Below are 26781 nucleotides of genomic sequence, written 5' to 3'. Positions count from 1 at the left end.
ATAAACACCGCTCAGAGCACTGTCTACATAGGTATAATGCCCAAATGTACAAATTATAGATAAAAACAAAAATAAAAAGGCTTTTTATTTTCAGATTTTGTGTAAATATTCGTAGTATTGCGTAAAATATCTAAAGAAAAGAATGTAATGAAGCAGGACATTCAGCGTATCATGCTAGCTGCAGCCAGATCTTTGTTCCTTATTTTTATCCTTTACTTACTTAAAACGATTGAAGTAGGAATGGGTTGGGACTTCTCTCATCTGGGAGTTTATCCTATGGAGAAAAGGGGAGTAATAGGTATTCTAACTCACCCATTGATACACAGCGGTTTCAGTCATTTATTAGCAAATACCCTCCCTTTATTCTTTTTATCATGGTGTTTATTTTACTTTTACCGTGAAATATCCGGTAGAATTTTCATACTTATCTGGCTTGGTAGCGGAATACTCACGTTCTTCATTGGTAAACCGGGTTGGCATATTGGTGCGAGTGGGCTGGTTTACGGTCTTGCCTTTTTTCTCTTTTTCAGTGGTATTCTTCGCAAATATGTTCCACTAATTGCCATATCTTTATTAGTCACATTTCTATACGGAGGAATTGTGTGGCATATGTTTCCTTATTTTTCTCCCGCCAATATGTCGTGGGAAGGACATCTCAGTGGTGGTATTATGGGAGCCCTCTGTGCATTTGCCTTTATAAACTATGGACCTCAACGTCCGGATCCTTTTGCAGATGAAAATGAAATTGAGGAAGAGGATCTTGAAAAAGAAAGCTTTGAGGAAGAAACAGAAAAAAATGATAAAGAAGATACGGAAAGCCTATAGTCAGATACCATCTTGTACACTATAGACTTGCCGAATATTCATATTTTAATCAATGTTTTTGCAACGCTGCTATTAATAAGGTAATATTTGCAGTAAATAGTCTTACAGCAATAGCTAAAAGAATAATCCCAAAAAACTTACGAATAATATAAATACCGCCTTTACCCAAAAAGCGTTCTACCCGTCCGGTCATACTTACCACAAAATAAACCCATATCATATTTAGTATCAAGGCAATAATTATGTTGATATCAGCATATTCTGCTCTAAGGGAAAGTAACATAGTAAACGCACCGGCACCTGCCAATAAGGGGAAAACAAGTGGCACCAAAGTAGCTTCCTTAATAGGCCCCTGATTCTTAAAAATCTCAATGTCCAGAATCATCTCCAGAGATAAAAGAAAAATAACAAATGCACCTGCAACCGCAAATGATTCAATATCTACCCGAAAAAGCTTCAATAACATATCTCCTGCATAAAAGAACCCTATCAATAAGACAAAAGAGATTATAGTAGCCTTCATTGCATTCACTCCCTTGCCTTTCTCTTTCAAGTTTATGATAATAGGTATAGAACCAATAATATCTATTACAGCAAAAAGTGCAATAAATGCACTGAACATTTGCTGCCAATTAAAGCCTGCAAGCATAATATCCTCCTTTTTTATTGCAAATATACTCTATTTTTAGGCTTTCAAACAATAAAAAAAACAAAAAGTAAGGTCAGATGAGATTAGCAATATCGTATTATGAGTAAATTTGTGAAATTAACAAAAGATTTTAGCTCATGGAAACAATGTTCGATACTTTACTCCAATTACCTTTATTTCAAGGTCTTTGTCATGAAGACTTTACTAGTATATTGGATAAGGTCAAATTGCTTTTTATCAAACATAAAGCTGGGGAAACAATTATAGAGAGTGGTAGTCCTTGCAAACAACTCTGTTTTCTGTTAAAGGGTGAGATTTCTATAATTACAACGGCAAAAGATGATATATATACAGTAATAGAACAAGTGGAAGCTCCTTATCTGATCGAGACACAGTCTTTGTTTGGTATGAGTACGACTTATAAATCTTCTTATGTAGCTAAAACCGAAGTACATTCTGTCAATATCAGCAAAGCCTTTGTGCTAAATGACTTATTCAAATATGAGATTTTTCGTCTCAACTATATGAACATTATCAGCAACCGTGCTCAAAACCTTTATGCTCGTTTATGGGAAGAGCCAACACCGGATCTAAAAAGTAAAATCAATCGTTTCTTCCTGTCACATTGTGAAAAGCCACAAGGCGAAAAGATTTTTAAAGTGAAGATGGATGATTTGGCACGCTGCTTAGATGATACGCGACTCAATATTTCTAAAACACTGAATGAATTACAGGATTGCGGTTTAATAGAGTTGCACAGAAAAGAGATTCTTATTCCGGATGCACAGAAGTTGCTCTAAACTCTCTTATATTATGATATTCGTGTAACTTTATAATATATTATTGGGTAATCTAATCCTAAAATAGCAAACACTTTAAACCAGGAGCGATTACCCACTTAACGCCCTGTTTATCTACTACTTACACGCTATATTTCAAAATCTAATTGCGATTAGCAAACGTTCTGACAATCAATCAAACAACGCAAGTAAAGTCCATTTTTAAATAATAGCAATAAACAGCATCCCCAATCATACACAAATCATATTTTCCCTTTTTTACTTGCAAATTCAACTTTTTTGTTATACATTGTCACATCGTTCCATTAAATCAGTATAGATGAAAAAACTATGCATATTTTCAATTGTAGTAATTCTATTCTCATCAGTAAGAGCACAGAATGAAGTAGTCATAAATGTCTTAGACAAATCCAATAGCGGTTTTGATTTATCAATTCACAAATCATCTAAAATCCGAATTGTAGATTTTTATAAAAGTCAGAAGGTAGGAAATATAGAAAGAACTACAGACAGTACATATGTAATGAAAATCGATAATATTTCCGAACCTCAATTATTTTCTGGACTATGGCGTAGAAATCAAACACTTATCTTGATACCGGGAGATACGATAAATGTGATTCTCACACCTCCCAGTGAGAAATATGGACTCTACGATGCTAAATTTTATGGGAAGAATGAAGAGAATTATAACAAGTATGCTGAATAAATGAGGCTTTCAATAGAAATGAGCTCTCAAGGCAATTCAAAAAGTCACTAAAAGAATATATTCAGAAGCTAGATAGTGCGTATGTTGTCAATACGAGAATAATCGAAGAACAAGTAACCTCGCCTCTCCTTAAAAATATAATGCTGAATGAAGAAATTGCACAATTCTTTGAGCGATTGAATTATCCAAACTCCAAAGCTGATGAAAAGCTAACTCATGTGGATATTCTAAAATTGAAAGATAAATTCTTTAAGGGAAAGATTACGAATAATTCTTCTTTATTAATGGAAGATGGTGGCTTTACTTCTGGCATTAAATGTTTATCCAACCTCCTTACTGATAATATAGAATCGGAGCATCCACTAATGGCGACAACAGATACGATCAACAAATATTTTGGCGGGGAATTAAGAAACTATCTTTTAGTAAATAAGTATAATGATTATTGTATGCGGTATGCTAGAAAAAAGATGAACCATCCGGATATGGATGAATGGTTTGCTTTGTATTCCGGCAAAATGGAAAAGGAATATAATGACTTTATACTTTTCGCCCGTGAGCAGTACAAAAAATATACTGAGCCTTTCCCGGAAGAAGTGCTAAAAGTACAATTGACAAACCTTTCAGATAGTACAATTATTACTTTCCAAGAATTGCTGGATAAGCATAAAGGAAAGCAAATCGTATTGGATAATTGGGCTTCATGGTGTGGACCTTGTGCACGAGAAATTAGAGAGGGAAAGCAAAATACTCAAGAGTTAGAAAATAGAGGTAACGTTTTTGTTTATCTGTCACTGGATAAAACCAAAGATTTTAAGAAAGCAAAGATTAAAGCAACAGAACTGGACATTGTTAAAAAGGCATATATCGTTTCGGGAGACTTTAGTTCCACATATGCAAAATACATCAATGTGATACATATCCCACACTTTGTACTTATTGGAAAGGATGGAATATTGAAGAGAAACAATATTAGTTTTCCCAGTTCTGGAAACTTTCGCTCCTATGAATAATGAGCCTCATTGCCCTCACGCTCTCACTTTCCTCACCAACTCCCCTATTCATCGCAGTTTCAGCGATGAGAGATCTGATGGTAGCAGAGTGAGAGCAACTGTTTGCCCTCACTCTGTACCTCATTCATTCCACTTTCATCAAATGATAAAGCGTCCCTTTGCTAGACTTCCGACAAGGGATATTTAACTTCTGAAGTGTTCGGCCGAATACCGCTACCTTATTGATAGCCAACTTATCACGTGTCCTCGTCTGCAAATAGTTTAATATTTGCATGGATGTCATCCATTCACCATCCCCCTCTTCTTCGGTCAGACGGAGAAAGCAATGAAACAATTGCTCCAATGGACTCATCTGCTCAAATTCGCGGTTTGTCTGCTTTAATATCTTCTCGTCTTCATCATCCAACCAATAACGCTCACCTTTAGAAACAGCCTCCATCGCTTGGGCATAGAGCTGCTTGTAGTTTATAGTAGTGTTGGTTTTGATAGGAGCTATCACCTCAATACAAATAAAACGGCGGCTTCCACTAGGATCGGTTAGCAAATCTTTCTGATTACTGGTACCGATGAAAGAGGCATAACGACGTATCTCCCGGATAGTATTACCATGAGGCTTACGCAAGTTAGCAACAGGTTTTTGCAATAAATGTTTCAGGAAGCCCTGCTGACTGACATTAACCTGGTCGAACTCATCGATGTTAATCAGGAAAAAACGTCCCAAATAACGTTCCGCTTCTTGCTTACTCTTGAAATCAATGCTATCCGTATAACCGAAACGTAATTCCGGTGGCAAAATCATACGACAAAACGTTGATTTGCGATAACCTTGCGCACCGACAAGCAGAGGTGAAGTACTGTTGCCATGTTGTCGATCCATTCCTCTCCAATGAGCCACCATACTGAGAAACCAACGATAGAATAACTCCCTCCAATATGGATTAGTGCAGGGAACCAAATCTGCCAAGGCACGAATGCGGTCTTTGCCGTCCCAACGACCGACATCATAAAGATATTCTTCTACAGGATTGTACAAAGGGACAAATTCCGAATTCAGGAAACGGTCTACATCACGGTCCCATGCATTGATACCTTCTTTTAAAGCACAGATAGAAATACTGTTGCGCACCCGCTTATCTACAGCCTTAAAGTAGAAATGAACGGAATCACGTTGGCGATATTCCAAATCATCCAACACTGTGTTGTAACGGAATTCATAACGGCGGTTCATAAACTCCTCCAACAGAAAAGCCGTTTCCTGCTCCCTACCCACGCTGCTTTTCCGCCCGAAACCTTTGCACTCCTGATAAAGATTATGAAATGCCGGGCGTATCAGTAGTGTATCTTCCTCGCTATAATAATGGATAAGCGTCTGACGCACAGCTTCCTCCTCGGGTATACCAGCTTTAAAACAATGTTCAGCAAGGTGTACTAATAAAGGTTGCAAGTCATCACCACGTTTCCAGTTCTCCATTTCCTGAAGCGATCGGTTTAATGCAGCTTCGTAAATCTTCGTAAAAGTTTTAGCAGATTCATATCCCGGTTTCAACCGCAATAAAAGATTCTTCTCTCCCTGTTTCCGTTGCCGGAATGTTTCTTCCCCCGGCATTGTTAAGGGCTGTTCCAGACAGAACGGCACTGCATCGGGATTATAATAAGGACTTTCGTCCAATGTCATACGACACTTTTGCGTCAGTACCGGTTCTTTTAAATCAATGTCGTAAGGGAGCATTGGTTGATAACATTTCACAGCCAGCAAATAGGCATGGGCATGAAACAGTGTTGCCTCTGCTTCTTTCACAGGTAGTCCTCGGTCATCCGGCAATGCAAAACGTACCCATATCTTCACACTACGGCCACTAGAACCGCAAAATGCAGCAAAAGTTTGGGGTAGCAGTGCCGCCTGACGCTTTACAAATTCCATTTCGGACAAGCCAGTCAATCGGTTTACCTCCAACTGTACCAGTCCGTTATACTGTTTCATTCTTCGTTCACCTCCTTTGATACGGGCATATTCCATAGCAGGATAAATATACGGCAATTTATCTATATGTTCATACTGGGCATACGTGCCCTCCAACATCGGTATCAGTTCCCGCAAAGCCGTGATATATCCCGGTTTAGTTTCCGTCTTCATCTTGTCGAACAATACACCGGCTTCACATACGCTAAGAGCCTCTTTTCCATTCGCGCCATCTCGTCTGATTAAAGAAATTTTCATTTTAATTTGTCTATTTTTCTACTATTATAATTTGTTATTTAATTCCCGTAAAGGTACACTATTAATTCCCAGAACACAAGCTTTTCTTGCGATAAATACCCGCATTTTATTTGCACTGTACCTATTGTTTATGTATCTTTGCTAAATAATTGATAAGAGCTTACAGCCGTAAACAAATAAGCTAACGTCCGTAAATAAATTTATTCACAGCTGTAAACAATTTGATTCACAATAGTGAGCTATTATAGAAGAACTATAGTTTGCAAATAAAACATTAGTAGTTCACACTTTCTATAACAAGAAAAAACAGAATAAGAATCGTAACTTTAAGACATAGAACCATGGCTATATTATTTGATTGGTATGAAGATCCGAGACCGTCGGACAAAGAGCAAAAAGAAAAAACACTGCATCCGCGTATTAAATACAACGGCTCTGTAGGGACTGATATAATACGCCGCCGAATTCAAGAACGTTGTTCGCTGACTGAAACCGACGTTATCGCTGTACTTGATGCTCTTTCGCACATCCTAGGACAGGAATTGGCAGATGGAAAACAAGTACATCTAGACGGTATAGGTTATTTTCGCCCCTGTCTGACCTGCGCGGAACCTGTAACTGTTAGCACCAAACGGAAATCAACGAAAGTGAAGCTAAAAGCTATCCAGTTCCGCGCAGACTAAACATTGAAAAACGAATTCGGTATTCTAAAAGCAAAATCGCTCAAAGGAGCATTGAATTTCAAACAACTGACAAACGAAGAGATTGACCAACGACTCACTAAATATTTCAAAACGCATCAATTCATGCGGAGATGCGACTTTCAAAGCCTTTGTGGAATGGCCAGAAGTACGGCTATGCGCCACATCCGGCGTTTGCGCGAAGAAGGAAAGCTGAAAAATGAAGGTGGTGTGATGCAACCTATTTATGTACCGGAAAGTGGATATTACGGGGCAATATAGAGTGAGGGCAAAAGGTTGCTACCACTCTGCTACCATCGTTGCTCTAACTGCTGTAACTCCGATGAACAAAGAGGTTGCAGCAGTTAGTGAGGGCATGAGGGCAAAAAGTGATATAATTTGAATTCAGTTCTTGAATACTGGTGTTATAATCCAAGACAGTCAGTCCATATAATAAAATACAGACTAATCAGCGGCTAGAAGTGCATTGCCAATACTTGTTAAGACCATACCAAGCACCATTACATCCAAGAATTAATGACATATTACTCTCACATTATATCCACTTGGCACTTACAACCCGATTAAAGTTTAATTAGGGGCTAACCAAAAGAGGGAGAAAAGTAAATTGTTTCCTCTTAATAGTTACCATAAAGAAACAAAGAGTTCCCGCATTTTAGTCAGTCCCTAATATATGTCCTTATAGAAAATACTATCTTGATTTCTTATACACACAACGCAACACTCTTATCGTAATCATTTTGCCATCTTTATTCATAAATCTCAATACTGCCGATAAATCTTGGTTTAGTGTAGAACCATGATTTTGTGAACAAGATCTATACCAATTGGAAAAGCGGCTTTCTTGCCAAAAGTCGTCCAAAAGAATACTTCCACTAATCGCTGGTGCATCTAAATAGATTCGGTTTTCTCTAGAGCTACCATTTTCTTTCGAAAAAATTTCAACGGTTTTAAATAGTTCATTATTTGCTAAAGCCTCTTGGTTTTCGTATAAAGGATTTGGGTAAAATTCTAATTTATAATTTACAGATAAATCTGAGCCATATACATAGTATACATCCCTTGGTTCAAATAGATAAGGAGCAGTAGCATCAAAACTCATAAAAAGAGGATCACCTTTTATACCTTCTGCATTTATAGGCCTCATGTATATAGTTACTTTATTAGCTCTTTCCAATGCATTAACTTGCCTTTCAGGATCTGCAGTTAGAAACCAGTCCGGACTAGTACTTTGCCCACTTTCTCCTTTTAGTTTCCATTCATATTGAAGGTATTTTAAGAATGGTTCTGCTTTCGGATCAATACATCTGGCCTTCACTACATATATACCATCAATAGACCATTCAAGCACAAATGGCGGGAAACCGACCATAACTTCTTTATGGAACTTAGTCGTTATGTTATTAATTACACAATTTGCAGTAATAGTAATAATTCCATGCTTCTTCATTGTCAGTGTACCCGTATTATCAATAGTAGCCACCGATTCATCAGAGCTATTCCAATTTATTGCATAATTTTGAGTGTTATTTCTGATCACGTATTTACTTCCGTTTGTAGCTACATTGGGACCATCTATTTTCACCTTCATTTGTTCCATTAACCAATCGAGCATGGTTGGTTCAAATGATGTATGATATGTCGAACCATCCGTAATATAAAAGGCATCAAACGGTGTATGTTTTGGAGCCTGAGGCGGAAAATCCATCAGGTATTTTTTTTCATAATCACTTTGCGTAAGATCAATTTTACCTTCACCAATATCTAGCGAACTAACTGTGGGAATAAACATCATCTTGTTATTAAATGAAGTTTTCAAGTTGTATTTTCCAAAGATCTCCATAATATCGCCACTATCATCTTTGGTCCCAGAATCCTGACCCGGTACTGCGTAGTATGAGCCTGGCATATAATCATAACGCATCATGTTAGAAGGATAGGATTTTTGATATGAAAAAATAGTCCTTCCTATTTTTATAATCCACAAAAATTTCTTAACATAACGGAGACGCATATAACAGATAGGGTTCGTTCCAGAAGGAGAATTTGCTTCAAAATGTACATCAAGAGTGGAGCTTCCCGGAAGCCCTCCTAAAACAAATATTCTCCAATCATCAAAAATCAAGCCTGGCATTAGCATGAAAGGCGTGAAAGCCTTAAGCAAAAACTCACCTAAAAATGATGTAGACGCATTACCGTCCACATAAATGTAAGACTTAGGATTACTAACTGTTACAACGGGAGTCTGTCCATTACTAATACTTACAATCCTCATTTTATAACCATTGTCTCCTTGCGGATATCCTATCTGAGATAGCTCGCGCTGCCACGCATTGTGGACTGAATTATCAACATCGCCATTGCTATTTACAAAATTGATAAGCATTTGTTTGGCGGCATCACTATAAAGAATCGGAGCTAACTTCGACTTAACATCACCAAAATCCAATCTCCCAAAGATTTTATTCTCATAATAAAAACTTAAAAGGCCATTCATTCCTTGCAATATACCTATGGGAATATGAGCACCAAGATGCGGAGTATCCTGGAAAAACAAGAGAGAGGTATCGTGAATTTTGCCTTGGTTCTCCATCTCCTTTAATCCATATCTAGCAATTAGGCCTCCCATACTTTGAGCAAAAACGATGTTCTTCTCCGTACAACCTTCTTGAATTTTCCTCTCATTTATTATTTCCATAGCACGTTCAAACAATCTTGCATTTGCCTGAATACTACATTTACAGTCAAATAAATCAATATAAATAATGTCGTATTCACTTGTAAGTTTATAGTATGCAGAATATCTATCTTGCATATATGTTACAAATGTTTTTAAATTGGTAGTCCCATATTTTATATCTCCGCGGTATGCTTCTTCCTTTTTCACAAGTTCGATAGGGTCAAATCCTTCCATAATAATAAAAGGTTTCTTTATCTTTTTTTCGGTGTTTGCAGCAAATAAATAGGAGATTCGTCCTTTGGTTATTATACCATTATAGGGTAAGGTTACCTCAAAATCTTTCGTTTCATCAGGTTCTATCACACCATCTTTTATTGCTCTCGTTGAAATTTCTGCATCAGAAATGATTTTCGCCAAGCTGTGGCTATATAAACAGTAACCATTCGAAAGTTTTGCTCTCATTTTCAAATGTTTGACTCCACCACTACTATAAGTTACAGAATGACTTCCTCCTTTTGTTATAAGTATATAACCTCTACCGTCATCTGCATCAAACTCAACACTACTTGCTGTAATATTGCTCTTCCAAATAGTAGCAGGGAAAGAATAGGTAATGGTACTACCATATAATGTGCTATCTTGAACAGAAAATCCTAATGTATATCCTGTAGCATAAGGATTTTGCCAAACGCCATTGATTACATTATCGAATACCTGCTCATTTTCATATCTAATAAGGTTATTGGTTAAAGCATCTTCCTTAATATATGAATATTGATACAGAACAATTCCCATAACACCTTTACCTTTTTCATTAAGGGCATATTGTGCTGCTAATACTTCTTCAGCATCAAAAGGTTTTATTCCTACAGCAGAAGAACGGATAGTTCTCAATAGATTCTCATAACCGACTTTATTTACATAATTGCTATCATTAAGTTCTTTACCATTATATATATCCAGATCAGCCAATTCGAAAGCATAATCACGCAATAAACCATGGGGAACTTTAGTCTTATCAAGATGTTGGAACATTTTATCTAACCAGCTTCTTACTTCTGGATTATCCTCTACCGATTGCGCCCATATCGGAAAAGATACGAGGCAGCATATAAAAAATATAATATTTCTCATAAGTGTGGTAATTTAATATATAATGTCAGTATCAAATAAGAATTCCTTTCCGTAATAAGTCCTATCTTTTTCTACTAATAGAGCTTCAAATTTGCCATTAGTTACTGATGCCTTATATGTAGCTTCGGGTACATCCTTGCTTACACCTGATGCCTCAAACTCAAACAAACCCGTCAATTCGTTTTTATTGACATCTATTTTAGTAAATTCAATATAGCCACTAGTTGTAGTATTCGTTCTTAACGTTATCCTTTTTTTTCTAATTTCTTTAGGTATCAAAGAAGTGTCTGCACATTGATAGAGATAAGGATCAGCTCCAACTGTTGCAACGTAAAAATCATCTTCAAAACCATAGATCTTTGTATTATCAACTTCTTTTCTGAAGTAATACTTTTCTCCTATTATTGGTAATTTTTTCTGAGCAAAAGATATTTTGAGATCAAATCGTTTACCATCTTTGGAATCCATATATTTACTAATATTAAAAGTAAAGATATCATCTTTAGAACTATATGAATAATTCATGTGAAATGTCGGCGGAACTTCAAAAGCTTTACTCAATCCTTCACTTCTAACAAATTCACCATTAATATAGCATTCCACAAAACTTTTATTTTTAAATAGCTCATCATAAGCTTCTTTTTCACACTTGCTAAACGTCGTAGTAAAAAAGATAATCAGAATAAATATAGAATATTTGATTTTCATTGTAGTGTATTTAATTCATTTACTAATTGAGTATAGACATTATATAAGCTATCCGGAATATTCAGATCCGCAGCTTCTTCCGCACTTAGATTCAGTATATAAACCGAGTCTTGATAAATGATCTGGTCCATTAGCATATTTTCAACATTAGACTGACTTTGATGTTTGTACTCATCAGAAGTAGTATCAACTGCCCTAGTTGTAGATACTGTAGTTATAACTTTGGGTTGTTCTTCTACAATTTCTACATCTTTGCAAGAAAATAGCATTAATAAAAGAAATGAAGGAAATAGTTTTAATTTAGTTTCTGTTTTCATAAAGCATTTGATTTTATATGGTTAAACAATATTATATTTTAGTAACTGTAAACTAAGTCTAATAAATGCCTTTAGAGATATATAGAAAATGGAATCAATTGAGATACAACACGAAAGCATGTAAAAATATTGAATACTGCAAACATTTCAAACAATATTTGCAATAAGAAAACAATAATCAAGTATTACTATTGATTAAAATTGAAAAATAAAGCAATGAATAAAGAAAAGTATATCCATTCAGACACAATTCAGACTGTTAGAATGACAAGTATTAATCACTGTTTTTTACAAGATATATTTGAAATTGTTTTATTATCATAAGCTATATGTACAAGGAAGTGTTAAGAGAGATGATATTGAATTCACTAAGCAGTTGCCCGATATCATAATCTTGGTTCTTTGTCCGCCGGATAAACCACACCCATTTGTCTGCGTATCTCATCGATGATCTCTAACGAGATAAGTGAATGGTTGTGGCTGTTTATTTCAGATTCAAGTCTGCCTTGCTCTATCAAATTTATAAACTCTTCCACTTCATAGAAATATTTATCTCTGTCCAATTGGACACCTATCGATTCAGGGACTATAGTTGTTCCTCTGTCCAATATAGCAGTTTGGCGCGGCAAATATGTAACTTCTTGTATGGTCTGAATTTTATCTAGAAGTAAATTACCTTCTTCACCTTCAATTTCTGTAGGAAGGAAAGAATCTGCTATTTTTGAATACAGCACAGTTGCATTCATTCCCTCATATTGGAAATTGACAGCCCCCTGCCCGTCTACACCGGTCGAAAGTACAATACCACTCGTATCAATCTTATGAGGACGTCCGAACAATGCCACCATTGGATAAATAGTATAAATTCCAATATCCATTACTGCACCATTCGACAATTCAGGTTTGAACGCATTCAGAACAATTCCTTCTTTGAATTTATCATATCGGGAAGAATACTGGCAATAACATGCAAAATAACGGCGGATGGTTCCTATTTTTTTCAAATACTCTTTTACGATACGAAAATTTGGATTCACAGTTGCTATCATAGCTTCCATCAACGTCACACCATATTTATGTGAGGCTGCAATCATAGCCTCAACCTCAACTGCATTCGAAGCTAGAGGTTTTTCACATAATACATGTTTTCCATAACGCATACACAAGATACTTTGAGAGGCATGCATATAGGTAGGAGTTGCAATATATACGGCATCGATCAGCGAACTTCTTGCCATATCCTCCAATGAAGTAAAAGTGTATGGGATATGGTGTTTTGCAGCAAACGAATTCGCTCTTTCTTGTGTGCGTGAGCATACAGCCACTAACTCAAACCGACTATCTTGCCGGGCACCGGCAATTACCTTATCGGTAATAGTATTTGTACCGACTACTCCAAAACGTATTTTCTTTTCCATAATCTTGTTGATTGTCATTTAATATCCGCAACATTAATCGCAGATGTTAGCGATATAAAGTAAACTTTGAAAAAAAATGTGTTGCAGATAAAATATCCGCAACACATTTATAATGACATCTGCAACACCAATAAACTACTTTATATCAAATTGTCAATGAGCATTTACGGTAATTGCATAATTAAAAAACATCCAGATTTATTCCCACTCAATCGTTGCCGGTGGTTTGGAACTGATATCATAGGTAACGCGGTTCACACCTTTTACCTTATTGATGATATCATTCGATACTTTACCAAGAAATTCGTAAGGTAAATGTGCCCAATCAGCAGTCATCGCATCAGTAGAAGTAACGGCACGCAATGCTACTGCTCTTTCGTAAGTACGCTCGTCTCCCATTACACCAACAGATTGAACCGGAAGCAGAATAACACCGGCTTGCCATACCTGGTCATACAATCCCCAGTCACGCAACCCCTGAATATAGATATCATCAGCATCTTGCAGAATACGTACTTTTTCAGGAGTGATGTCCCCCAAGATACGTACAGCTAAGCCCGGTCCGGGGAACGGATGGCGAGTAATCAAATGTTCCGGCATACCCAATTCACGACCTACACGACGAACTTCATCTTTAAACAACAAACGAAGTGGCTCACAAAGTTTCAAATGCATCTTTTCCGGCAAACCACCTACGTTGTGATGACTTTTAATAACTGTTCCCGTAATAGACAATGATTCGATGCAATCCGGATAGATAGTACCTTGAGCCAGCCATTTCACATCTTTTATTTTGTGGGCTTCTTCATCAAATACATCGATAAAGCCCTTACCTATAATCTTACGCTTATTTTCGGGTTCTGTCACACCAGCCAGTTCAGCAAAGAACTTTTCGCTAGCATCCACACCGATCACATTCAGCCCCAGACATTCATAGTCATTCATCACATTCTTGAACTCATTCTTACGTAGCATTCCATGATCTACGAAGATACAAGTCAAGTTCTTACCAATCGCACGATTCAGTAATACAGCAGCAACTGAAGAATCAACTCCGCCACTCAACCCCAACACTACTTTATCATCCCCCAACTGCTCCTTCAACTCGGCAACTGTACTTTCAATAAACGAAGCCGGAGACCAGTCTTGTTTACAACCGCAAACATCAACAACAAAATTCTTCAGAATCTGAGTACCATCTTCGCTATGGAACACTTCCGGATGGAATTGCACCCCCCATACATTTTCTCCCTCAACCTGATAAGCAGCAATCTCCACTTTATCAGTAGAAGCTATCTTCTTAAAGTTATCAGGGATCGCTGTAATCGTATCTCCATGACTCATCCATACTTGTGTATTCTCACGTACTCCTTTGAAAAGGATATTATCTTTGCAGAAAGAGGCCAAATGTGCACGACCATATTCACGTGTACCTGCCGGCTCAACCTTTCCACTATTAGTATAAGCCATAAACTGCGCACCATAGCAGATACCTAAAATCGGATATTTACCACGAATCTCGCTCAAATCAATTTTGAAAGCATCTTTATCGTATACCGAGAAGGGACTTCCGGAGAGGATAACTCCTTTGATGGTAGGATCATCATTAGGAAATTTGTTATAAGGAATAATTTCGCAATACGTATCCAATTCGCGTACACGCCGCCCAATGAGCTGTGTTGTCTGCGAACCGAAATCAAGAATTATTATCTTTTCCTGCATATAAATGGTTGGATTTTAAATAAATGATTTGCAAAAGTAGAAAAAAGTACGCAAACAGACAGAATAATAAAAAGAAAAAGTATATCATTGGTTATATTAAGAAGAATTGATTATATTTGCATAATACAAAAAAACAAAGCCTATGTAAAGAAAAACAACGTAGGGTAAGCAATAGGCATACTTAATATATTAGCAAACTGTTAATATACCTACAATACTTAGTAAAAACAGCCTGATTGACCATTCCCCTTAGATATTGAGTATTATGAAAGAAATTAAATACATTAAAGAAGCTTATTTCTACAATATTACCTTGGCAATAAGCATTATTTTTTGTTTGTTTATTATAGGAGGATGCCAAGAAAAAGAGGACACTAATAGATTTAGTAATTTTTCTTTTTTATCTCCAGAATCAGATCTCATCACTACATCCACTTCTGAACTATCAGAAAATGATTTAATAGTTATAAGTGAAGCATTTCAACGTCTCAGTATTGATACCAAGAACGGTTTATTTCACATAAACGAAAGTTCTGGTAGCCAAATTAATATATCAGAAAAGCTATTCACTTTCTTTAAAAGAATTGAAAGCACAACGAACGCAAGAATTAAATTATCCGGAAATCAGTACGTAAAAGCTATAGTCGAATCTAGAAAAAAGGAACAAGGTGATACCCTTCAAAATGACTGTGTAGCAAGAACCATAATAGCAATAGCTAAAGATTTAGGAGAACCTCTTCCTCTTTTACAAGTAACAGATTGGATTGAGCGTCAGTTCGGCAAAGAAGGAGTACCTGGAAGCGCACTTTCTTCAGTATTAGATCATTTTTTCACAAAACGACGAATAACTACCCTACCTACCTCATACAAATGTGGAGATACAACAACAAGAATATTTGGTGTTCTAAAATTAAGTCCCAATGCAGGACATGCCGTAATTATAATAAATATTAGTAATGGCTTTGTACTTTACCGAGATGATCAAAACAGCAATATGAATGCATGTATGATTTCTGAGATCGGAAATGCATATATCATAAGCGAAGTTAATGCTGACATCATTTATAATTTATAACATCAAGAATATGAAAAAACGAAGAAGTATACATTTATTCATTCTTTCTCTCATAGCATTGTCACTATCCGCACAAAACGAGAAGAATACATTTGACTCTTATGCAAAGTTCATATCCAAAAATCTAGATATTACATGGAAAAAGCCTAAAAGATTCATCGACCTGAAGACTTTTACAGTATGGGGACCAGAATCTCAAAATCATAAATCAGCTTTTTTCTATCATACCGTGCTACAATCAAAAGATAGTAATTGCCTTATCATGTATCCGGATATTGTATCTTTAGTAGGCATTAACCTGCATTTAGATGAAACATTAACCCGAAACCAAATGATAAATGATATAAATACCGCCCTAGATTTAACTAACAAACGAGGTATAATCTCTAAAAATCTGGACACCGATATCAAAAAGAGCATAAAAACATTTACTGATAAAGATGCAAAAAAACTTTTCAATGCAGATACTGTTTTTATTGCACCAATACCAATATCAAATGCTTATCAGGGTAAATACACTTATTGCACGGGAGTTTACATCTACAAAGCAAAAAGACCACCTATGTTTATTAAATGCTTTTTCAACGAGAAGGGAAAAAATAATGAAAGACAATACCTGGATATGCTTTATAAAACAATAAAATATCGTAATGACAATTGGGTATTAAATGAAAAGAGCTATCCAAAAGAATTAAAGGAGTTTTATTCTCAAACTGAATAGACTTTTTATCTATTTTTAGTTCCAAAGCAACTTAGATAGAATACACAAACAAAAATAAGGTCAGACTTACTGAAACTATATAGTAAATCTGACCCTATTCCTTGTTAATCATTTATTTTTTCTCTTTCAACAAATCACGAATTTCCGTCAGCAACACCTCTTCTTTAGTAGGTTCAGGTGGTGCCGGAGGAGCAACAGGAGTTTCCTCTTGTTTCTTTGCCATCAAGTTGGTAATCAAACGTATAAATAGGAATATAGAGAAAGCGATAATCAGGAAATCAAAAGTCGCCTGCAAAAATTGCCCGTAATCCAAAGTTACAGCAGGAGCAATCTCTTTCCCGTCGGCTCCGACTTCCGCCGCTTTCATCACCCATTTCAGATCCGTAAAGTTCACACCACCAACTAGTAAGCCAATTGGAGGCATGATAATATTCGCCACCAACGACGACACAATTTTCCCAAAAGCACCACCGATAATGATACCGACAGCCATGTCAATCACGTTTCCTTTCATAGCAAACGCTTTAAAGTCTTGCAAAAATTTACTCTTTCCCATCTTTTTCAATATTTAATGTGAATTTAATATGCGAATATAAAAACATTTTTGTAATTTTGCACCGCATTTGAAAATAAAACAAATGCGGAGGCCGAGAGATATTTGAACAAATATTATAAAACCCTTAAAAGTTTAAACAAAATGATTAAAGTAGGTATTAATGGATTCGGACGTATCGGACGTTTCGTTTTCCGTGCTGCAATGAAAAGAAACGATATTCAAATCGTAGGTATCAATGATCTTTGCCCGGTTGATTACTTGGCTTACATGTTGAAGTATGATACAATGCACGGTCAATTTGACGGTACTATCGAAGCAGATGTTGAAAACAGCAAACTGATCGTAAACGGTCAAGCAATCCGCATTACTGCAGAAAGAAACCCGGCTGATTTGAAATGGGATGCTGTAGGTGCTGAATACGTTGTTGAATCTACAGGTTTGTTCTTGAGCAAAGACAAAGCTCAGGCTCACATCGAAGCTGGTGCAAAATATGTTGTAATGTCAGCTCCTTCTAAAGATGACACTCCGATGTTTGTTTGCGGCGTAAACGAAAAAACATACGTTAAAGGTACTCAATTCGTATCTAACGCTTCTTGTACTACTAACTGTTTGGCTCCTATCGCTAAAGTATTGAACGACAAGTTCGGTATCCTTGACGGTTTGATGACTACAGTTCACTCTACAACTGCTACTCAGAAAACAGTTGACGGTCCTTCTATGAAAGACTGGAGAGGTGGTCGTGCTGCTTCTGGTAACATTATCCCTTCTTCTACTGGTGCTGCTAAAGCTGTAGGTAAAGTAATTCCTGCTTTAAACGGTAAATTGACTGGTATGTCTATGCGTGTTCCGACTTTGGACGTTTCTGTAGTAGACTTGACAGTAAACTTGGCTAAACCGGCTACTTACGCTGAAATCTGCGCTGCAATGAAAGAAGCTTCTGAAGGTGAATTGAAAGGTATTCTGGGTTACACTGAAGATGCAGTGGTTTCTTCTGACTTCTTGGGTGACACTCGTACTTCTATCTTCGACGCTAAAGCCGGTATCGCTTTGACTGATACTTTCGTTAAAGTTGTATCTTGGTATGACAACGAAATCGGTTACTCTAACAAAGTTCTTGACCTGATTGCTCACATGGCATCAGTAAACGCTTAATTAGAAGGCTGAACATATACGAAACCGCTACGGAAAACCGTAGCGGTTTTTTTATTTTCACTTTATATATTGTTAAAAAGCAAGAGATTATCAGTTGAATAACCCACAAAATTAGTAATTTTGTATTTCTATGGAGAGAATATTAATAACATTGATACTAATTTGCACCATGAACAATATATTGAGCGCTCAAAATCCATTCTTCGAACAATATCAGACACCGCACGAAACAGTGCCGTTCGATCGTATCCAAACGGAACATTACGAACCTGCTATTCTTGAAGGAATCAATCAGCAAAAGGCAGAAATAGAAGCCATCATCCAGAATCCTGAGAAAGCAACTTTTGCCAACACTGTAGAAGCTTTCGAACAATCCGGAAAGTTACTGGATAAAGTTACCACTGTTTTCAGCAATATGCTCAGCGCAGAAACGAATGATGAACTGCAAGCACTGGCACAAAAAGTGATGCCGTTGCTCAGTGAGCACAGCAATAATATCACGCTAAACGAAAAGCTATTCGACCGCTTGAAAGAAGTCTATAACCAAAAAGATGACTTGCAACTGACACAGGAACAAAGTCGTTTATTAGATGATATATACGATAGCTTTGTACGCCACGGTGCCAATCTCGAAGGTGAAGCCCGCGAACAATACCGACAACTTACTAATGAATTGAGTATGCTGACACTTTCTTTCAGCGAAAACAACTTGAAAGAAACCAACCATTACCAAATGTTACTGACGGACAAAGCCGATCTTGCCGGATTACCGGAGATCGTTATGGAAACTGCTGCTGAAACTGCAAAAAGTGAAGAAAAGGAAGGATGGGCATTCACTCTTCATGCCCCGAGCTATGTTCCTTTTATGACTTATGCCGACAATCGCGAATTACGCCACAAATTTTATTTAGCATACAATACCAAATGTACTCACGATAACGAATATAACAATATCGATATCGTAAGAAAGATAGCCAATACCCGTATGAAAATAGCCCAGTTACTGGGATATAACAATTATGCAGATTACACGTTAAAGAAGCGAATGGCAGAAAACAGTAATGCTGTATACAAATTATTGAATCAATTATTGGAAGCCTATACTCCTACTGCACAACAAGAATACCAGGAGGTACAAGATCTTGCACGTCAGGAACAAGGCGACGACTTTGTTGTAATGCCATGGGATTGGAGTTACTATTCAAACAAACTAAAAAACAAGAAATTCAAGCTGAATGAAGAGATGCTCCGTCCCTATTTCGAACTGGAACAGGTGAAAAAAGGAGTATTCGGTTTAGCTGAGAGGCTATATGGAATCACCTTTAAAAAGAATCCGGACATTCCGGTTTATCACGAAGAAGTTGAAGCTTACGAAGTATTTGACAAAGACGAAAAATACTTGGCAGTTCTATATACGGATTTTCATCCACGTGCCGGGAAACGTGCCGGAGCCTGGATGACAAGTTACAAGGAACAATGGATCGACCGGAAAACAGGTAAAAACAGCTGTCCGCACATCTCTGTCGTAATGAATTTTACCAAACCGACAGCAAACAAACCGGCTTTACTTACTTTTAATGAAGTGGAAACATTTCTGCATGAGTTTGGTCATAGTTTGCATGGTATGTTTGCCAACTCTACTTACCAAAGTTTGAGCGGCACCAATGTATATTGGGATTTCGTGGAACTTCCTTCTCAGATTATGGAAAATTTTGCCATTGAAAAAGAGTTTCTTCATACATTTGCCAAGCACTATCAGACAGGTGAGTTAATTCCTGACGAACTGATACAACGTATCGTAAACTCTTCTAATTTTAATGTAGCGTATGCTTGTCTCAGACAAGTCAGTTTCGGATTGCTCGATATGGCATGGTATACCCGCAACAGACCTTTCGAGGGTGATGTCAGAGTGTACGAACAAGAAGCCTGGAAGAAAGCACAGATACTACCGGTTGTGAACGAGACCTGCATGAGTACTCAGTTTTCACATATCTTTGCCGGAGGGTATTCAGCCGGATACTACAGCTATAAATGGGCGGAAGTTCTGGATGCAGACGCTTTCTCACTATTCAAACAGAAAGGCATATTCAATCGGGAAGTAGCAGACTCGTTCCGCAATAACATCCTTTCTAAGGGAGGTACTGAACATCCGATGGTCCTTTACAAACGTTTCCGCGGACAAGAACCAACCATAGATGCCTTATTAAAAAGAAACGGAATCAAATAAACAAAAACAGTAAATATGAAAGTGATATATAAAATAGTATGCCTGTTAATGCTTCTACCTCTGTTTGCAGGTTGTAATGACACAGATGACGTAGCCGCTATCTTTACAGGAAAAACCTGGAAACTTTCCTTTATTGCCAGAGATGGGGAAACCAGAATGTACGAACCATTTTGGGGAATCTCAAAAGAAGAGACTATCAAAAAGCTGAATCTGACCAATACCTATACAATCAAATTTGAGGGGATAATAGAAGGAGACGTCATTGAAGGAAAAATAAATGGAACAACAGTTACCAGCAATCTGAGTGGTACCTGGAGTGCCAATGCTAAAAACAACGGATTCAATGCTACTATCAAAGGACAAAGCGACAATGATAAGCTTGCTGAAAACTTTCTGGAAGGAATAAACGCTGCTGCTTCTTATCAAGGGGATGAGAATAATCTATATCTTATTTACAAAAATTCAATAGGAACATTCCGCATGTTTTTCCGCGTGGTAAAGTAAGCAAAAAAGAATCGACAAGATGGACACAGAAAAGAAACAATCAGAACTTGACAAGCGTTACATACGTATGGCCAGTATATGGGCAGAAAACTCATATTGTCAGCGTCGTAAAGTAGGAGCATTGATCGTAAAAGATAAGATGATTATCTCCGACGGATACAACGGAACACCTTCTGGATTCGAAAATGTATGCGAAGACGAAAACAATCTCACAAAACCGTATGTTCTTCACGCTGAAGCAAATGCCATCACCAAGATAGCCCGCTCTAACAACAGCAGTGACGGGGCTACGATGTATGTAACTGCCTCACCATGTATTGAATGTGCGAAACTCATCATTCAGGCAGGAATCAAACGAGTAGTTTACTCAGAGCACTACCGTCTGGAAGATGGAATAGAACTATTAAAACGAGCAGGAATTGAAATTGTCTATACAGAACCGGACGATCATTCCTCACCTAACAAATAAAAAGAAGAACGTTAAAAAAAAAGGAATAGACATGAGTACAAAAAACTCTTCACGTTTTACACCTGTCATCATAGCTATCAGCGTGGTTATCGGGATTCTTATCGGTACTTTTTATGCCAAACACTTTGCCGGCAACCGTCTGGGTATTATCAACGGTTCATCCAACAAGTTGAATGCCTTGTTACGGATTGTAGATGATCAATACGTAGATACCGTAAACATGGCTGATCTTGTGGAAAAAGCAATGCCACAAATCCTTGCAGAGCTCGATCCGCATTCAACTTATATTCCTGCCCAAAATCTGGAAGAAGTCAATTCAGAACTTGAAGGAAGTTTTAGTGGAATCGGTATTCAATTTACCATACAGAATGATACGATCCATGTAAATGCTGTGATCCAAGGTGGTCCTTCCGAAAAAGTAGGACTGATGGCAGGTGACCGTATCATCATGGTAGACGATAGTTTATTTGTTGGTAAACAGGTGACCAATGAACGCGCAATGCGTACATTGAAAGGTCCGAAAGGTTCTCAAGTAAAATTGGGCGTAAAACGTATGGGTGAGAAAAACTTATTGGATTTCTCCATCACACGCGGGGATATTCCTCAAAATACGGTTGATGCTGCTTATATGCTAAACGATAGTATCGGTTATGTGAAAGTTAGCAAATTCGGACGTACTACCCATGTTGAATTACTTAATGCACTGGCTCAACTGAACCACAAGAACAGCAAAGGTCTGATTATCGACCTTCGTGGCAATACCGGAGGATATATGGAAGCGGCCATCCGCATGGTGAATGAATTCTTACCCGAAGGCAAACTGATTGTATATACTCAGGGTAGAAAATATCCTCGTGCAGAAGAATTTGCCAACGGCACAGGAAGTTGCCAGAAAATACCTCTGATCGTTTTAACTGACGAAGGTTCTGCATCTGCCAGTGAAATTTTCACCGGAGCTATACAGGATAATGACCGCGGAACAATTGTAGGACGTCGTTCATTCGGAAAGGGGCTTGTACAACAACCAATTGACTTTAGTGACGGCTCTGCCATCCGCTTAACTATTGCACGATATTATACTCCATCCGGAAGATGTATTCAACGCCCTTATGAAAGCGGCAAAGACCGGAACTATGAATTGGATATATACAACCGTTACGAACATGGTGAATTCTTCTCACGTGATAGTATCAAGCAAAATGAAAATGAGCTCTATTACACCAGTTTAGGACGCCCAGTATATGGTGGTGGCGGTATCATGCCAGATATATTCGTTCCTCAAGATACAACAGGAGTTACGACTTATCTGTCTACGGTTATCAGCCGGGGACTGACGAATCAGTTCACTTTCCAATATACAGATAACAATCGTCAGAAACTCAGCCAATATGAGACTGAAGAAGAATTATTGAATTACTTGCGCCGCCAAGGTCTGATAGAACAATTTATCCATTATGCAGAAAGCAAGGGAGTGAAGAGAAGAAATATCTTAATCCAGAAATCATATAAGTTACTCGAAAGAAATATTTATGGTAACATTATCTATAATATGTTAGGTCTGGAAGCCTATATCAAATACTTCAATCAGACAGATGCTACTGTCAACAAAGGAATAGAGATTCTTCAAAAAGGAGAAGCTTTTCCTAAAGCTCCCGAAACAACGGAAGAAGAAGCAACAAAGGATAAAAACGATGGAAAGGAAAAAAGAACTGCGAATGCATGTATCATCCATGAAGATCCAACTAAAATCTTCAGATATGCAGAAACAACACTCTGCTAAAATACTCGCCGCTCTTGAAGCTCACCCGGCTTTCAGAGCGGCAAAAACCGTATTGCTCTATCATTCACTGAATGATGAAGTAGATACACACGACTTTATCCGGAAGTGGAGTAATAAAAAACAGATTCTGCTACCGGTAGTCGTAGGTAATGAGTTGGAACTGCGATTATATACCGCCTCCGAAGATATGCAAATCAGTAGTTATGGCATAAAAGAACCAGTAGGTGAAGCATTCACAGACTATGATTTTATAGACTTTATTGTCGTTCCCGGTGTAGCCTTCGATCAGAAAGGAAATCGGTTAGGACGGGGAAAAGGTTATTATGACCGTCTTTTGCCACAAATCCCGTCAGCCTACAAGGCCGGTATCTGCTTTCCATTTCAATTAGTGGAAGAAGTTCCGACAGAGCCACATGATATCCGCATGGATATTATTATAACAATCAAGGAGAACGAATGATCACACCCACACCACCCGCTGCCACCATACGACAGAAAGTGATTTGGAAGTACCATACAAATTATATATCCGATATCCGAATGTTTCCCGAAAAATTATCGGAATACATTGAAAGTCTCCGCTTGTTACGGGAAAAATATAAGAATCAGATTAGTATCAAAATCGGGTTGGAATGTGAGATCCTCGACTGAGAATATTTTCCATCGAACAAATGGCATATAGAAAATTGCCGAAATATTTGGTAAAACAAAGAGCAGGTAATATATTTGTAATCCTAATGTGACAACTTCATTAGGTTTTACACTTAAGTGTAAAATCATTTAGACTGGAAATTATTTAAGTTAACTAAAACAGTAATAACAAACGAAGTTATCAACTCATTCCAACATACTTCAGAATATGAGAAAGTGGATTTTAATGACGTTGTTCCTGCTGGCAGGACTCGCATACGCTTCCGCAACGGAATGGAAGGCGAAATGGATCACCCCTATGGTCAATCAGAACCTGCCAAACACTTGGATTGGATTCCGCAAGCAGGTTTCCGTTGCACAAGTCCCTACAGAAGCAATAGCCCGCATTGCAGTCGATTCGAAATACTGGCTTTGGGTAAACGGAGAGATCGTGGTACGCGAAGGCGGTCTCAAACGTGGTCCCAACCGCAAAGACACCTACTATGACGAAGTGGACATCGCTCCCTATCTGCGTGAAGGAAACAATACCATTGCCGTATTGGTATGGTATTTCGGCAAGGATGGCTTTTCGCACAACAGCAGTGGCAAAGCCGGACTACTGTTCGACTGCCAAACTCCGGGCATCGAGATTCTCTCTGATGCGAGTTGGGGCGGCAGTCTGATGAATGCTTTTTCAACAGCACCGGCCCCTGAACCCAATTTCAGACTATCCGAGTCGAGCATACGCTACGACAGTCGCCGAGCCCCAAAAGGCTGGCAAACAAACCATGATATCCATCTCGGCGAATGCATCGAAATTCGCGAAGCGGGAGAGGCTCCATGGAACAAGCTCCACAAGCGTCCCATTCCACTTTGGAAAGATTTTGGATTAACCGACTATGTAGCCATCGAAGAAAAGATCGGCAATACGCACGATATGCTCATCTGCACGCTACCTTACAACGCACATGTCACTCCCTGGTTGAAAACTGATGTTACCGAAGGACAGCTTATTGAGATATATACGGATAACTACCTGAAATTCACCGGTGAGCATATTCTCCGGGCCGAATATATCACAGGTAAAGGTCAGCAGGAATTCGAGTGTTACGGTTGGATGAACGGTCACAAAGTCTACTACGTCTATCCGCACGGTATGAAACGTCCGGAGGTGAAATACCGCGAGACGGGATACAATGCGGAATTCGCAGGTGAATTCCACTGTAGTGACCCTTTCTTCGAAAAATTGTGGACGAAGGCTGCACGCACGCTCTACGTCAACATGCGCGACACCTATATGGATTGTCCGGAACGCGAACGGGCACAGTGGACAGGCGACGCAGTGAATGAAGCGGAACAGGCTTACTATGTGCTTTCTCGTTCGGCGGATGACTTGACCCGCAAATGGCTTCGGGAAATAGTTGGCTGGCAGAAACCTAATGGTCAGCTCTTCGCCCCGGTCCCCGCCGGCAACTGGACGAAAGAATTGTCGGGACAGGTTTTATCTACAATCGGCTATTTCGGATTGTGGAACTACTACATGCAGACGGGCGACCGGGAAACTCTTGCCGACCTATACGACGGAGTGAAACGTTACCTTGCACTCTGGCAGACCGAACACGATGGTACGGTCGTATTCCGCCACGGCGAATGGCAATGGGGCGACTGGGGGTCAAATGTGGATATCGTAGCCATACACAACATCCTCTTTTATCATGCGATAAAGGGCATGCAACGAACTGCACAAGCATTAGGTAAAACGAATGATGCCAGAACATGGGCTGAGTGGATGAAGAATTTCGAAAAGGGATTCAACGACCGCTTCTGGAACGGTAAGGCCTACCGTACTCCGGGTTATGAAGGTAAAACAGACGATCGTGTACAGGCACTTGCTGCGGTCATCGGGGCTGCCGGGACAGACAAGTATCCGGCTATTGTCGAAACGCTGCATAAAGAATACCATGCCAGCCCCTACATGGAGCGTTATGTCATGGAGGCACTTTTCGTCATGGGTTATCCTGAGTTCGCACTGGAGCGAATCCGGCAACGTTTTGAACCGATGGTGAAAGACGATCGTTATACAACGCTTTACGAGGTTTGGAACGATAAAGCTACTGTCAATCATGCTTGGAGCGGCGGTGCACTAAATGTTCTCTCCCGCTATCTATGCGGCGTAGCTCCGGTCGAGCCAGCTTACCGGACATTCCAGATCGTTCCTCAACCCGGCAACATCAACCGTGCCTCGACCGTAGTTCCGTCCATAGCCGGTACGATCCGAAGTTCGTTTGAGAAAACATCGAAACGTTTTACCTTGAAGATTTCCGTACCAGATAATACAACCTGCATCGTCGGCATCGAACGCAAATACGCAAAAATTGCTCTTGACGGAAAACGTATCTGGCAGCAGGGACAGTTCATTCCACACAGCAGTTACGGAACTGCCACACAGGATGACGATGCTTTCGTTAAATTCACAGTCAAGGCAGGTGAATGGACTATCACAGCAGACAAATAGAGCCCATGAGATATCTCTCGATCATAGACATTTGCCTTTCATCTACTGTGCTCTTCCGGTGTCTGAGGAGCCATTGAAGGTATGGAAAACAGATTATTTGCTATCGGCTCATCCCCGTCTTTTCATCCCGAATTCTGGAAAATAGCAGTACATAAATGCTTCACTGCCATTATCAGAATAAATGCGCATCATTACCGATATTTAGAAACTCCCGTCTACTACGACTGAGCCCGTCAAACGTTTCAGAATCTGGAAATG

23 protein-coding genes and 2 pseudogenes are annotated in these 26781 nt (G+C 38.5%); 17 read left to right on the top strand and 8 right to left on the bottom strand.

Translation table 11 applies throughout. The features are described from left to right. Positions 1–147: 147 nt before the first annotated feature. On the top strand, positions 148–825 hold the full coding sequence (locus EJF25_RS05860; protein ID WP_125040456.1) for a rhomboid family intramembrane serine protease: 678 nt from the start codon (positions 148–150) through the stop codon (positions 823–825). Between the two features lie 49 nt (positions 826–874). Here the strand turns inward: EJF25_RS05860 and EJF25_RS05855 are convergent, their stop codons facing one another. Further along, positions 875–1474 (bottom strand): MarC family protein, encoded by a 600-nt coding sequence (locus tag EJF25_RS05855; RefSeq protein ID WP_125040455.1) that lies wholly within the window; start codon positions 1472–1474, stop codon positions 875–877. A 137-nt stretch (positions 1475–1611) separates the two neighbouring features. Here EJF25_RS05855 and EJF25_RS05850 point away from each other — a divergent pair, with 137 nt between their 5' ends. The 3 genes from EJF25_RS05850 (at position 1612) to EJF25_RS05840 (ending at position 3996) form a co-directional block, all read left to right on the top strand. Then, the gene (locus EJF25_RS05850) at positions 1612–2274 is read left to right on the top strand and encodes a Crp/Fnr family transcriptional regulator (protein WP_125040454.1); all 663 of its coding nucleotides are present in this window, start codon (positions 1612–1614) and stop codon (positions 2272–2274) included. Positions 2275–2593: 319 nt separating this feature from the next. Beyond that, complete coding sequence (locus tag EJF25_RS05845) at positions 2594–2983, top strand: hypothetical protein (protein ID WP_125040453.1); 390 nt, start codon at positions 2594–2596, stop codon at positions 2981–2983. Between the two features lie 140 nt (positions 2984–3123). Further along, positions 3124–3996, top strand: coding sequence for a TlpA family protein disulfide reductase (locus EJF25_RS05840; protein ID WP_125040452.1), 873 nt, complete (start codon positions 3124–3126; stop codon positions 3994–3996). A 124-nt stretch (positions 3997–4120) separates the two neighbouring features. Here the strand turns inward: EJF25_RS05840 and EJF25_RS05835 are convergent, their stop codons facing one another. Then, on the bottom strand, positions 4121–6214 hold the full coding sequence (locus tag EJF25_RS05835; protein WP_125040451.1) for a BT4734/BF3469 family protein: 2094 nt from the start codon (positions 6212–6214) through the stop codon (positions 4121–4123). Positions 6215–6555: 341 nt separating this feature from the next. On the opposite strand from EJF25_RS05835, the pseudogene EJF25_RS05830 reads away from it, so the two are divergent. Further along, positions 6556–7176 (top strand): annotated as a pseudogene (locus EJF25_RS05830) (HU family DNA-binding protein). Positions 7177–7606: 430 nt separating this feature from the next. Here the strand turns inward: EJF25_RS05830 and EJF25_RS25495 are convergent. From EJF25_RS25495 to guaA, 5 genes are all read right to left on the bottom strand, one after another. Beyond that, positions 7607–10729, bottom strand: a complete 3123-nt coding sequence (locus EJF25_RS25495; RefSeq protein WP_235016737.1) for an Ig-like domain-containing protein — start codon at positions 10727–10729, stop codon at positions 7607–7609. A gap of 12 nt (positions 10730–10741) precedes the next feature. After that, the gene (locus EJF25_RS05815; RefSeq protein WP_125040450.1) at positions 10742–11437 is read right to left on the bottom strand and encodes a hypothetical protein; all 696 of its coding nucleotides are present in this window, start codon (positions 11435–11437) and stop codon (positions 10742–10744) included. Further along, the gene (locus EJF25_RS05810) at positions 11434–11754 is read right to left on the bottom strand and encodes a hypothetical protein (protein ID WP_125040449.1); all 321 of its coding nucleotides are present in this window, start codon (positions 11752–11754) and stop codon (positions 11434–11436) included. The genes EJF25_RS05815 and EJF25_RS05810 overlap by 4 nt, the downstream gene beginning before the upstream one ends. A gap of 386 nt (positions 11755–12140) precedes the next feature. Further along, positions 12141–13172: a Gfo/Idh/MocA family protein gene (locus EJF25_RS05805; protein ID WP_125040448.1), complete on the bottom strand. Its 1032-nt coding sequence runs from the start codon at positions 13170–13172 to the stop codon at positions 12141–12143. 198 nt (positions 13173–13370) lie between these two features. Further along, on the bottom strand, positions 13371–14894 hold the full coding sequence (gene guaA / locus EJF25_RS05800; RefSeq protein ID WP_125040447.1) for a glutamine-hydrolyzing GMP synthase: 1524 nt from the start codon (positions 14892–14894) through the stop codon (positions 13371–13373). Between the two features lie 265 nt (positions 14895–15159). Between guaA and EJF25_RS05795 the strand changes: the two genes are divergently transcribed. Together EJF25_RS05795 and EJF25_RS24840 are read left to right on the top strand one after the other, a co-directional pair. After that, entirely contained in the window at positions 15160–15969 is an 810-nt protein-coding gene (locus EJF25_RS05795; RefSeq protein WP_125040446.1) for a hypothetical protein, read from the top strand. 10 nt (positions 15970–15979) lie between these two features. Beyond that, positions 15980–16690 carry a hypothetical protein gene (locus tag EJF25_RS24840; RefSeq protein WP_125040445.1) on the top strand — a complete coding sequence of 237 codons (711 nt, stop codon included), beginning with the start codon at positions 15980–15982 and terminating at the stop codon, positions 16688–16690. A gap of 112 nt (positions 16691–16802) precedes the next feature. Here EJF25_RS24840 and mscL read toward each other — a convergent pair whose 3' ends face one another. Then, the gene (mscL, locus tag EJF25_RS05785) at positions 16803–17246 is read right to left on the bottom strand and encodes a large-conductance mechanosensitive channel protein MscL (protein WP_125040444.1); all 444 of its coding nucleotides are present in this window, start codon (positions 17244–17246) and stop codon (positions 16803–16805) included. 141 nt (positions 17247–17387) lie between these two features. Between mscL and gap the strand changes: the two genes are divergently transcribed. From gap to EJF25_RS24835, 10 genes and pseudogenes are all read left to right on the top strand, one after another. Beyond that, positions 17388–18398: a type I glyceraldehyde-3-phosphate dehydrogenase gene (gap, locus tag EJF25_RS05780; protein ID WP_008759940.1), complete on the top strand. Its 1011-nt coding sequence runs from the start codon at positions 17388–17390 to the stop codon at positions 18396–18398. Positions 18399–18567: 169 nt separating this feature from the next. After that, a complete protein-coding gene (locus tag EJF25_RS05775; RefSeq protein ID WP_125040443.1) occupies positions 18568–20625 on the top strand; it encodes a M3 family metallopeptidase in 2058 nt (685 codons plus the stop codon). 15 nt (positions 20626–20640) lie between these two features. Beyond that, complete coding sequence (locus EJF25_RS05770; RefSeq protein ID WP_125040442.1) at positions 20641–21129, top strand: DUF4847 family protein; 489 nt, start codon at positions 20641–20643, stop codon at positions 21127–21129. A 19-nt stretch (positions 21130–21148) separates the two neighbouring features. Beyond that, a complete protein-coding gene (locus EJF25_RS05765; protein ID WP_125040441.1) occupies positions 21149–21598 on the top strand; it encodes a dCMP deaminase family protein in 450 nt (149 codons plus the stop codon). Between the two features lie 31 nt (positions 21599–21629). Further along, on the top strand, positions 21630–23378 hold the full coding sequence (locus tag EJF25_RS05760; RefSeq protein ID WP_125040440.1) for a S41 family peptidase: 1749 nt from the start codon (positions 21630–21632) through the stop codon (positions 23376–23378). After that, positions 23329–23838: a 5-formyltetrahydrofolate cyclo-ligase gene (locus EJF25_RS05755; protein ID WP_502697241.1), complete on the top strand. Its 510-nt coding sequence runs from the start codon at positions 23329–23331 to the stop codon at positions 23836–23838. Before EJF25_RS05760 ends, EJF25_RS05755 begins: the two co-directional genes overlap by 50 nt. Next, positions 23828–24017 (top strand): annotated as a pseudogene (locus tag EJF25_RS05750) (histidinol phosphatase); the annotation flags it as partial. The gene EJF25_RS05755 and the pseudogene EJF25_RS05750, both read left to right, overlap by 11 nt. 494 nt (positions 24018–24511) lie before the next feature. Continuing rightward, positions 24512–24691 (top strand): hypothetical protein, encoded by a 180-nt coding sequence (locus EJF25_RS25050; protein WP_200832875.1) that lies wholly within the window; start codon positions 24512–24514, stop codon positions 24689–24691. A gap of 254 nt (positions 24692–24945) precedes the next feature. Then, complete coding sequence (locus EJF25_RS05745; RefSeq protein ID WP_200832874.1) at positions 24946–26523, top strand: alpha-L-rhamnosidase-related protein; 1578 nt, start codon at positions 24946–24948, stop codon at positions 26521–26523. A gap of 81 nt (positions 26524–26604) precedes the next feature. After that, positions 26605–26751 (top strand): hypothetical protein, encoded by a 147-nt coding sequence (locus EJF25_RS24835; protein ID WP_160119380.1) that lies wholly within the window; start codon positions 26605–26607, stop codon positions 26749–26751. The last annotated feature ends 30 nt before the right edge of the window (positions 26752–26781 follow it).

This window comes from Bacteroides faecalis (assembly GCF_003865075.1).
Taxonomy (GTDB): Bacteria; Bacteroidota; Bacteroidia; order Bacteroidales; family Bacteroidaceae; genus Bacteroides; species Bacteroides faecalis.
This window is presented reverse-complemented; position numbering and strand designations above follow the sequence as displayed.

What these genes read in the sequence shown, in the direction of transcription:
- EJF25_RS05860 (WP_125040456.1), top strand. Translation starts at nt 148, where the DNA reads ATGAAGCAGGACATTCAGCGTATCATGCTAGCTGCAGCCAGATCTTTG.
- EJF25_RS05855 (WP_125040455.1), bottom strand. Translation starts at nt 1,474, where the DNA reads ATGCTTGCAGGCTTTAATTGGCAGCAAATGTTCAGTGCATTTATTGCA.
- EJF25_RS05850 (WP_125040454.1), top strand. Translation starts at nt 1,612, where the DNA reads ATGGAAACAATGTTCGATACTTTACTCCAATTACCTTTATTTCAAGGT.
- EJF25_RS05845 (WP_125040453.1), top strand. Translation starts at nt 2,594, where the DNA reads ATGAAAAAACTATGCATATTTTCAATTGTAGTAATTCTATTCTCATCA.
- EJF25_RS05840 (WP_125040452.1), top strand. Translation starts at nt 3,124, where the DNA reads ATGCTGAATGAAGAAATTGCACAATTCTTTGAGCGATTGAATTATCCA.
- EJF25_RS05835 (WP_125040451.1), bottom strand. Translation starts at nt 6,214, where the DNA reads ATGAAAATTTCTTTAATCAGACGAGATGGCGCGAATGGAAAAGAGGCT.
- EJF25_RS25495 (WP_235016737.1), bottom strand. Translation starts at nt 10,729, where the DNA reads ATGAGAAATATTATATTTTTTATATGCTGCCTCGTATCTTTTCCGATA.
- EJF25_RS05815 (WP_125040450.1), bottom strand. Translation starts at nt 11,437, where the DNA reads ATGAAAATCAAATATTCTATATTTATTCTGATTATCTTTTTTACTACG.
- EJF25_RS05810 (WP_125040449.1), bottom strand. Translation starts at nt 11,754, where the DNA reads ATGAAAACAGAAACTAAATTAAAACTATTTCCTTCATTTCTTTTATTA.
- EJF25_RS05805 (WP_125040448.1), bottom strand. Translation starts at nt 13,172, where the DNA reads ATGGAAAAGAAAATACGTTTTGGAGTAGTCGGTACAAATACTATTACC.
- guaA (WP_125040447.1), bottom strand. Translation starts at nt 14,894, where the DNA reads ATGCAGGAAAAGATAATAATTCTTGATTTCGGTTCGCAGACAACACAG.
- EJF25_RS05795 (WP_125040446.1), top strand. Translation starts at nt 15,160, where the DNA reads ATGAAAGAAATTAAATACATTAAAGAAGCTTATTTCTACAATATTACC.
- EJF25_RS24840 (WP_125040445.1), top strand. Translation starts at nt 15,980, where the DNA reads ATGAAAAAACGAAGAAGTATACATTTATTCATTCTTTCTCTCATAGCA.
- mscL (WP_125040444.1), bottom strand. Translation starts at nt 17,246, where the DNA reads ATGGGAAAGAGTAAATTTTTGCAAGACTTTAAAGCGTTTGCTATGAAA.
- gap (WP_008759940.1), top strand. Translation starts at nt 17,388, where the DNA reads ATGATTAAAGTAGGTATTAATGGATTCGGACGTATCGGACGTTTCGTT.
- EJF25_RS05775 (WP_125040443.1), top strand. Translation starts at nt 18,568, where the DNA reads ATGAACAATATATTGAGCGCTCAAAATCCATTCTTCGAACAATATCAG.
- EJF25_RS05770 (WP_125040442.1), top strand. Translation starts at nt 20,641, where the DNA reads ATGAAAGTGATATATAAAATAGTATGCCTGTTAATGCTTCTACCTCTG.
- EJF25_RS05765 (WP_125040441.1), top strand. Translation starts at nt 21,149, where the DNA reads ATGGACACAGAAAAGAAACAATCAGAACTTGACAAGCGTTACATACGT.
- EJF25_RS05760 (WP_125040440.1), top strand. Translation starts at nt 21,630, where the DNA reads ATGAGTACAAAAAACTCTTCACGTTTTACACCTGTCATCATAGCTATC.
- EJF25_RS05755 (WP_502697241.1), top strand. Translation starts at nt 23,329, where the DNA reads ATGAAGATCCAACTAAAATCTTCAGATATGCAGAAACAACACTCTGCT.
- EJF25_RS25050 (WP_200832875.1), top strand. Translation starts at nt 24,512, where the DNA reads ATGACGAAGTGGACATCGCTCCCTATCTGCGTGAAGGAAACAATACCA.
- EJF25_RS05745 (WP_200832874.1), top strand. Translation starts at nt 24,946, where the DNA reads ATGCTCATCTGCACGCTACCTTACAACGCACATGTCACTCCCTGGTTG.
- EJF25_RS24835 (WP_160119380.1), top strand. Translation starts at nt 26,605, where the DNA reads ATGGAAAACAGATTATTTGCTATCGGCTCATCCCCGTCTTTTCATCCC.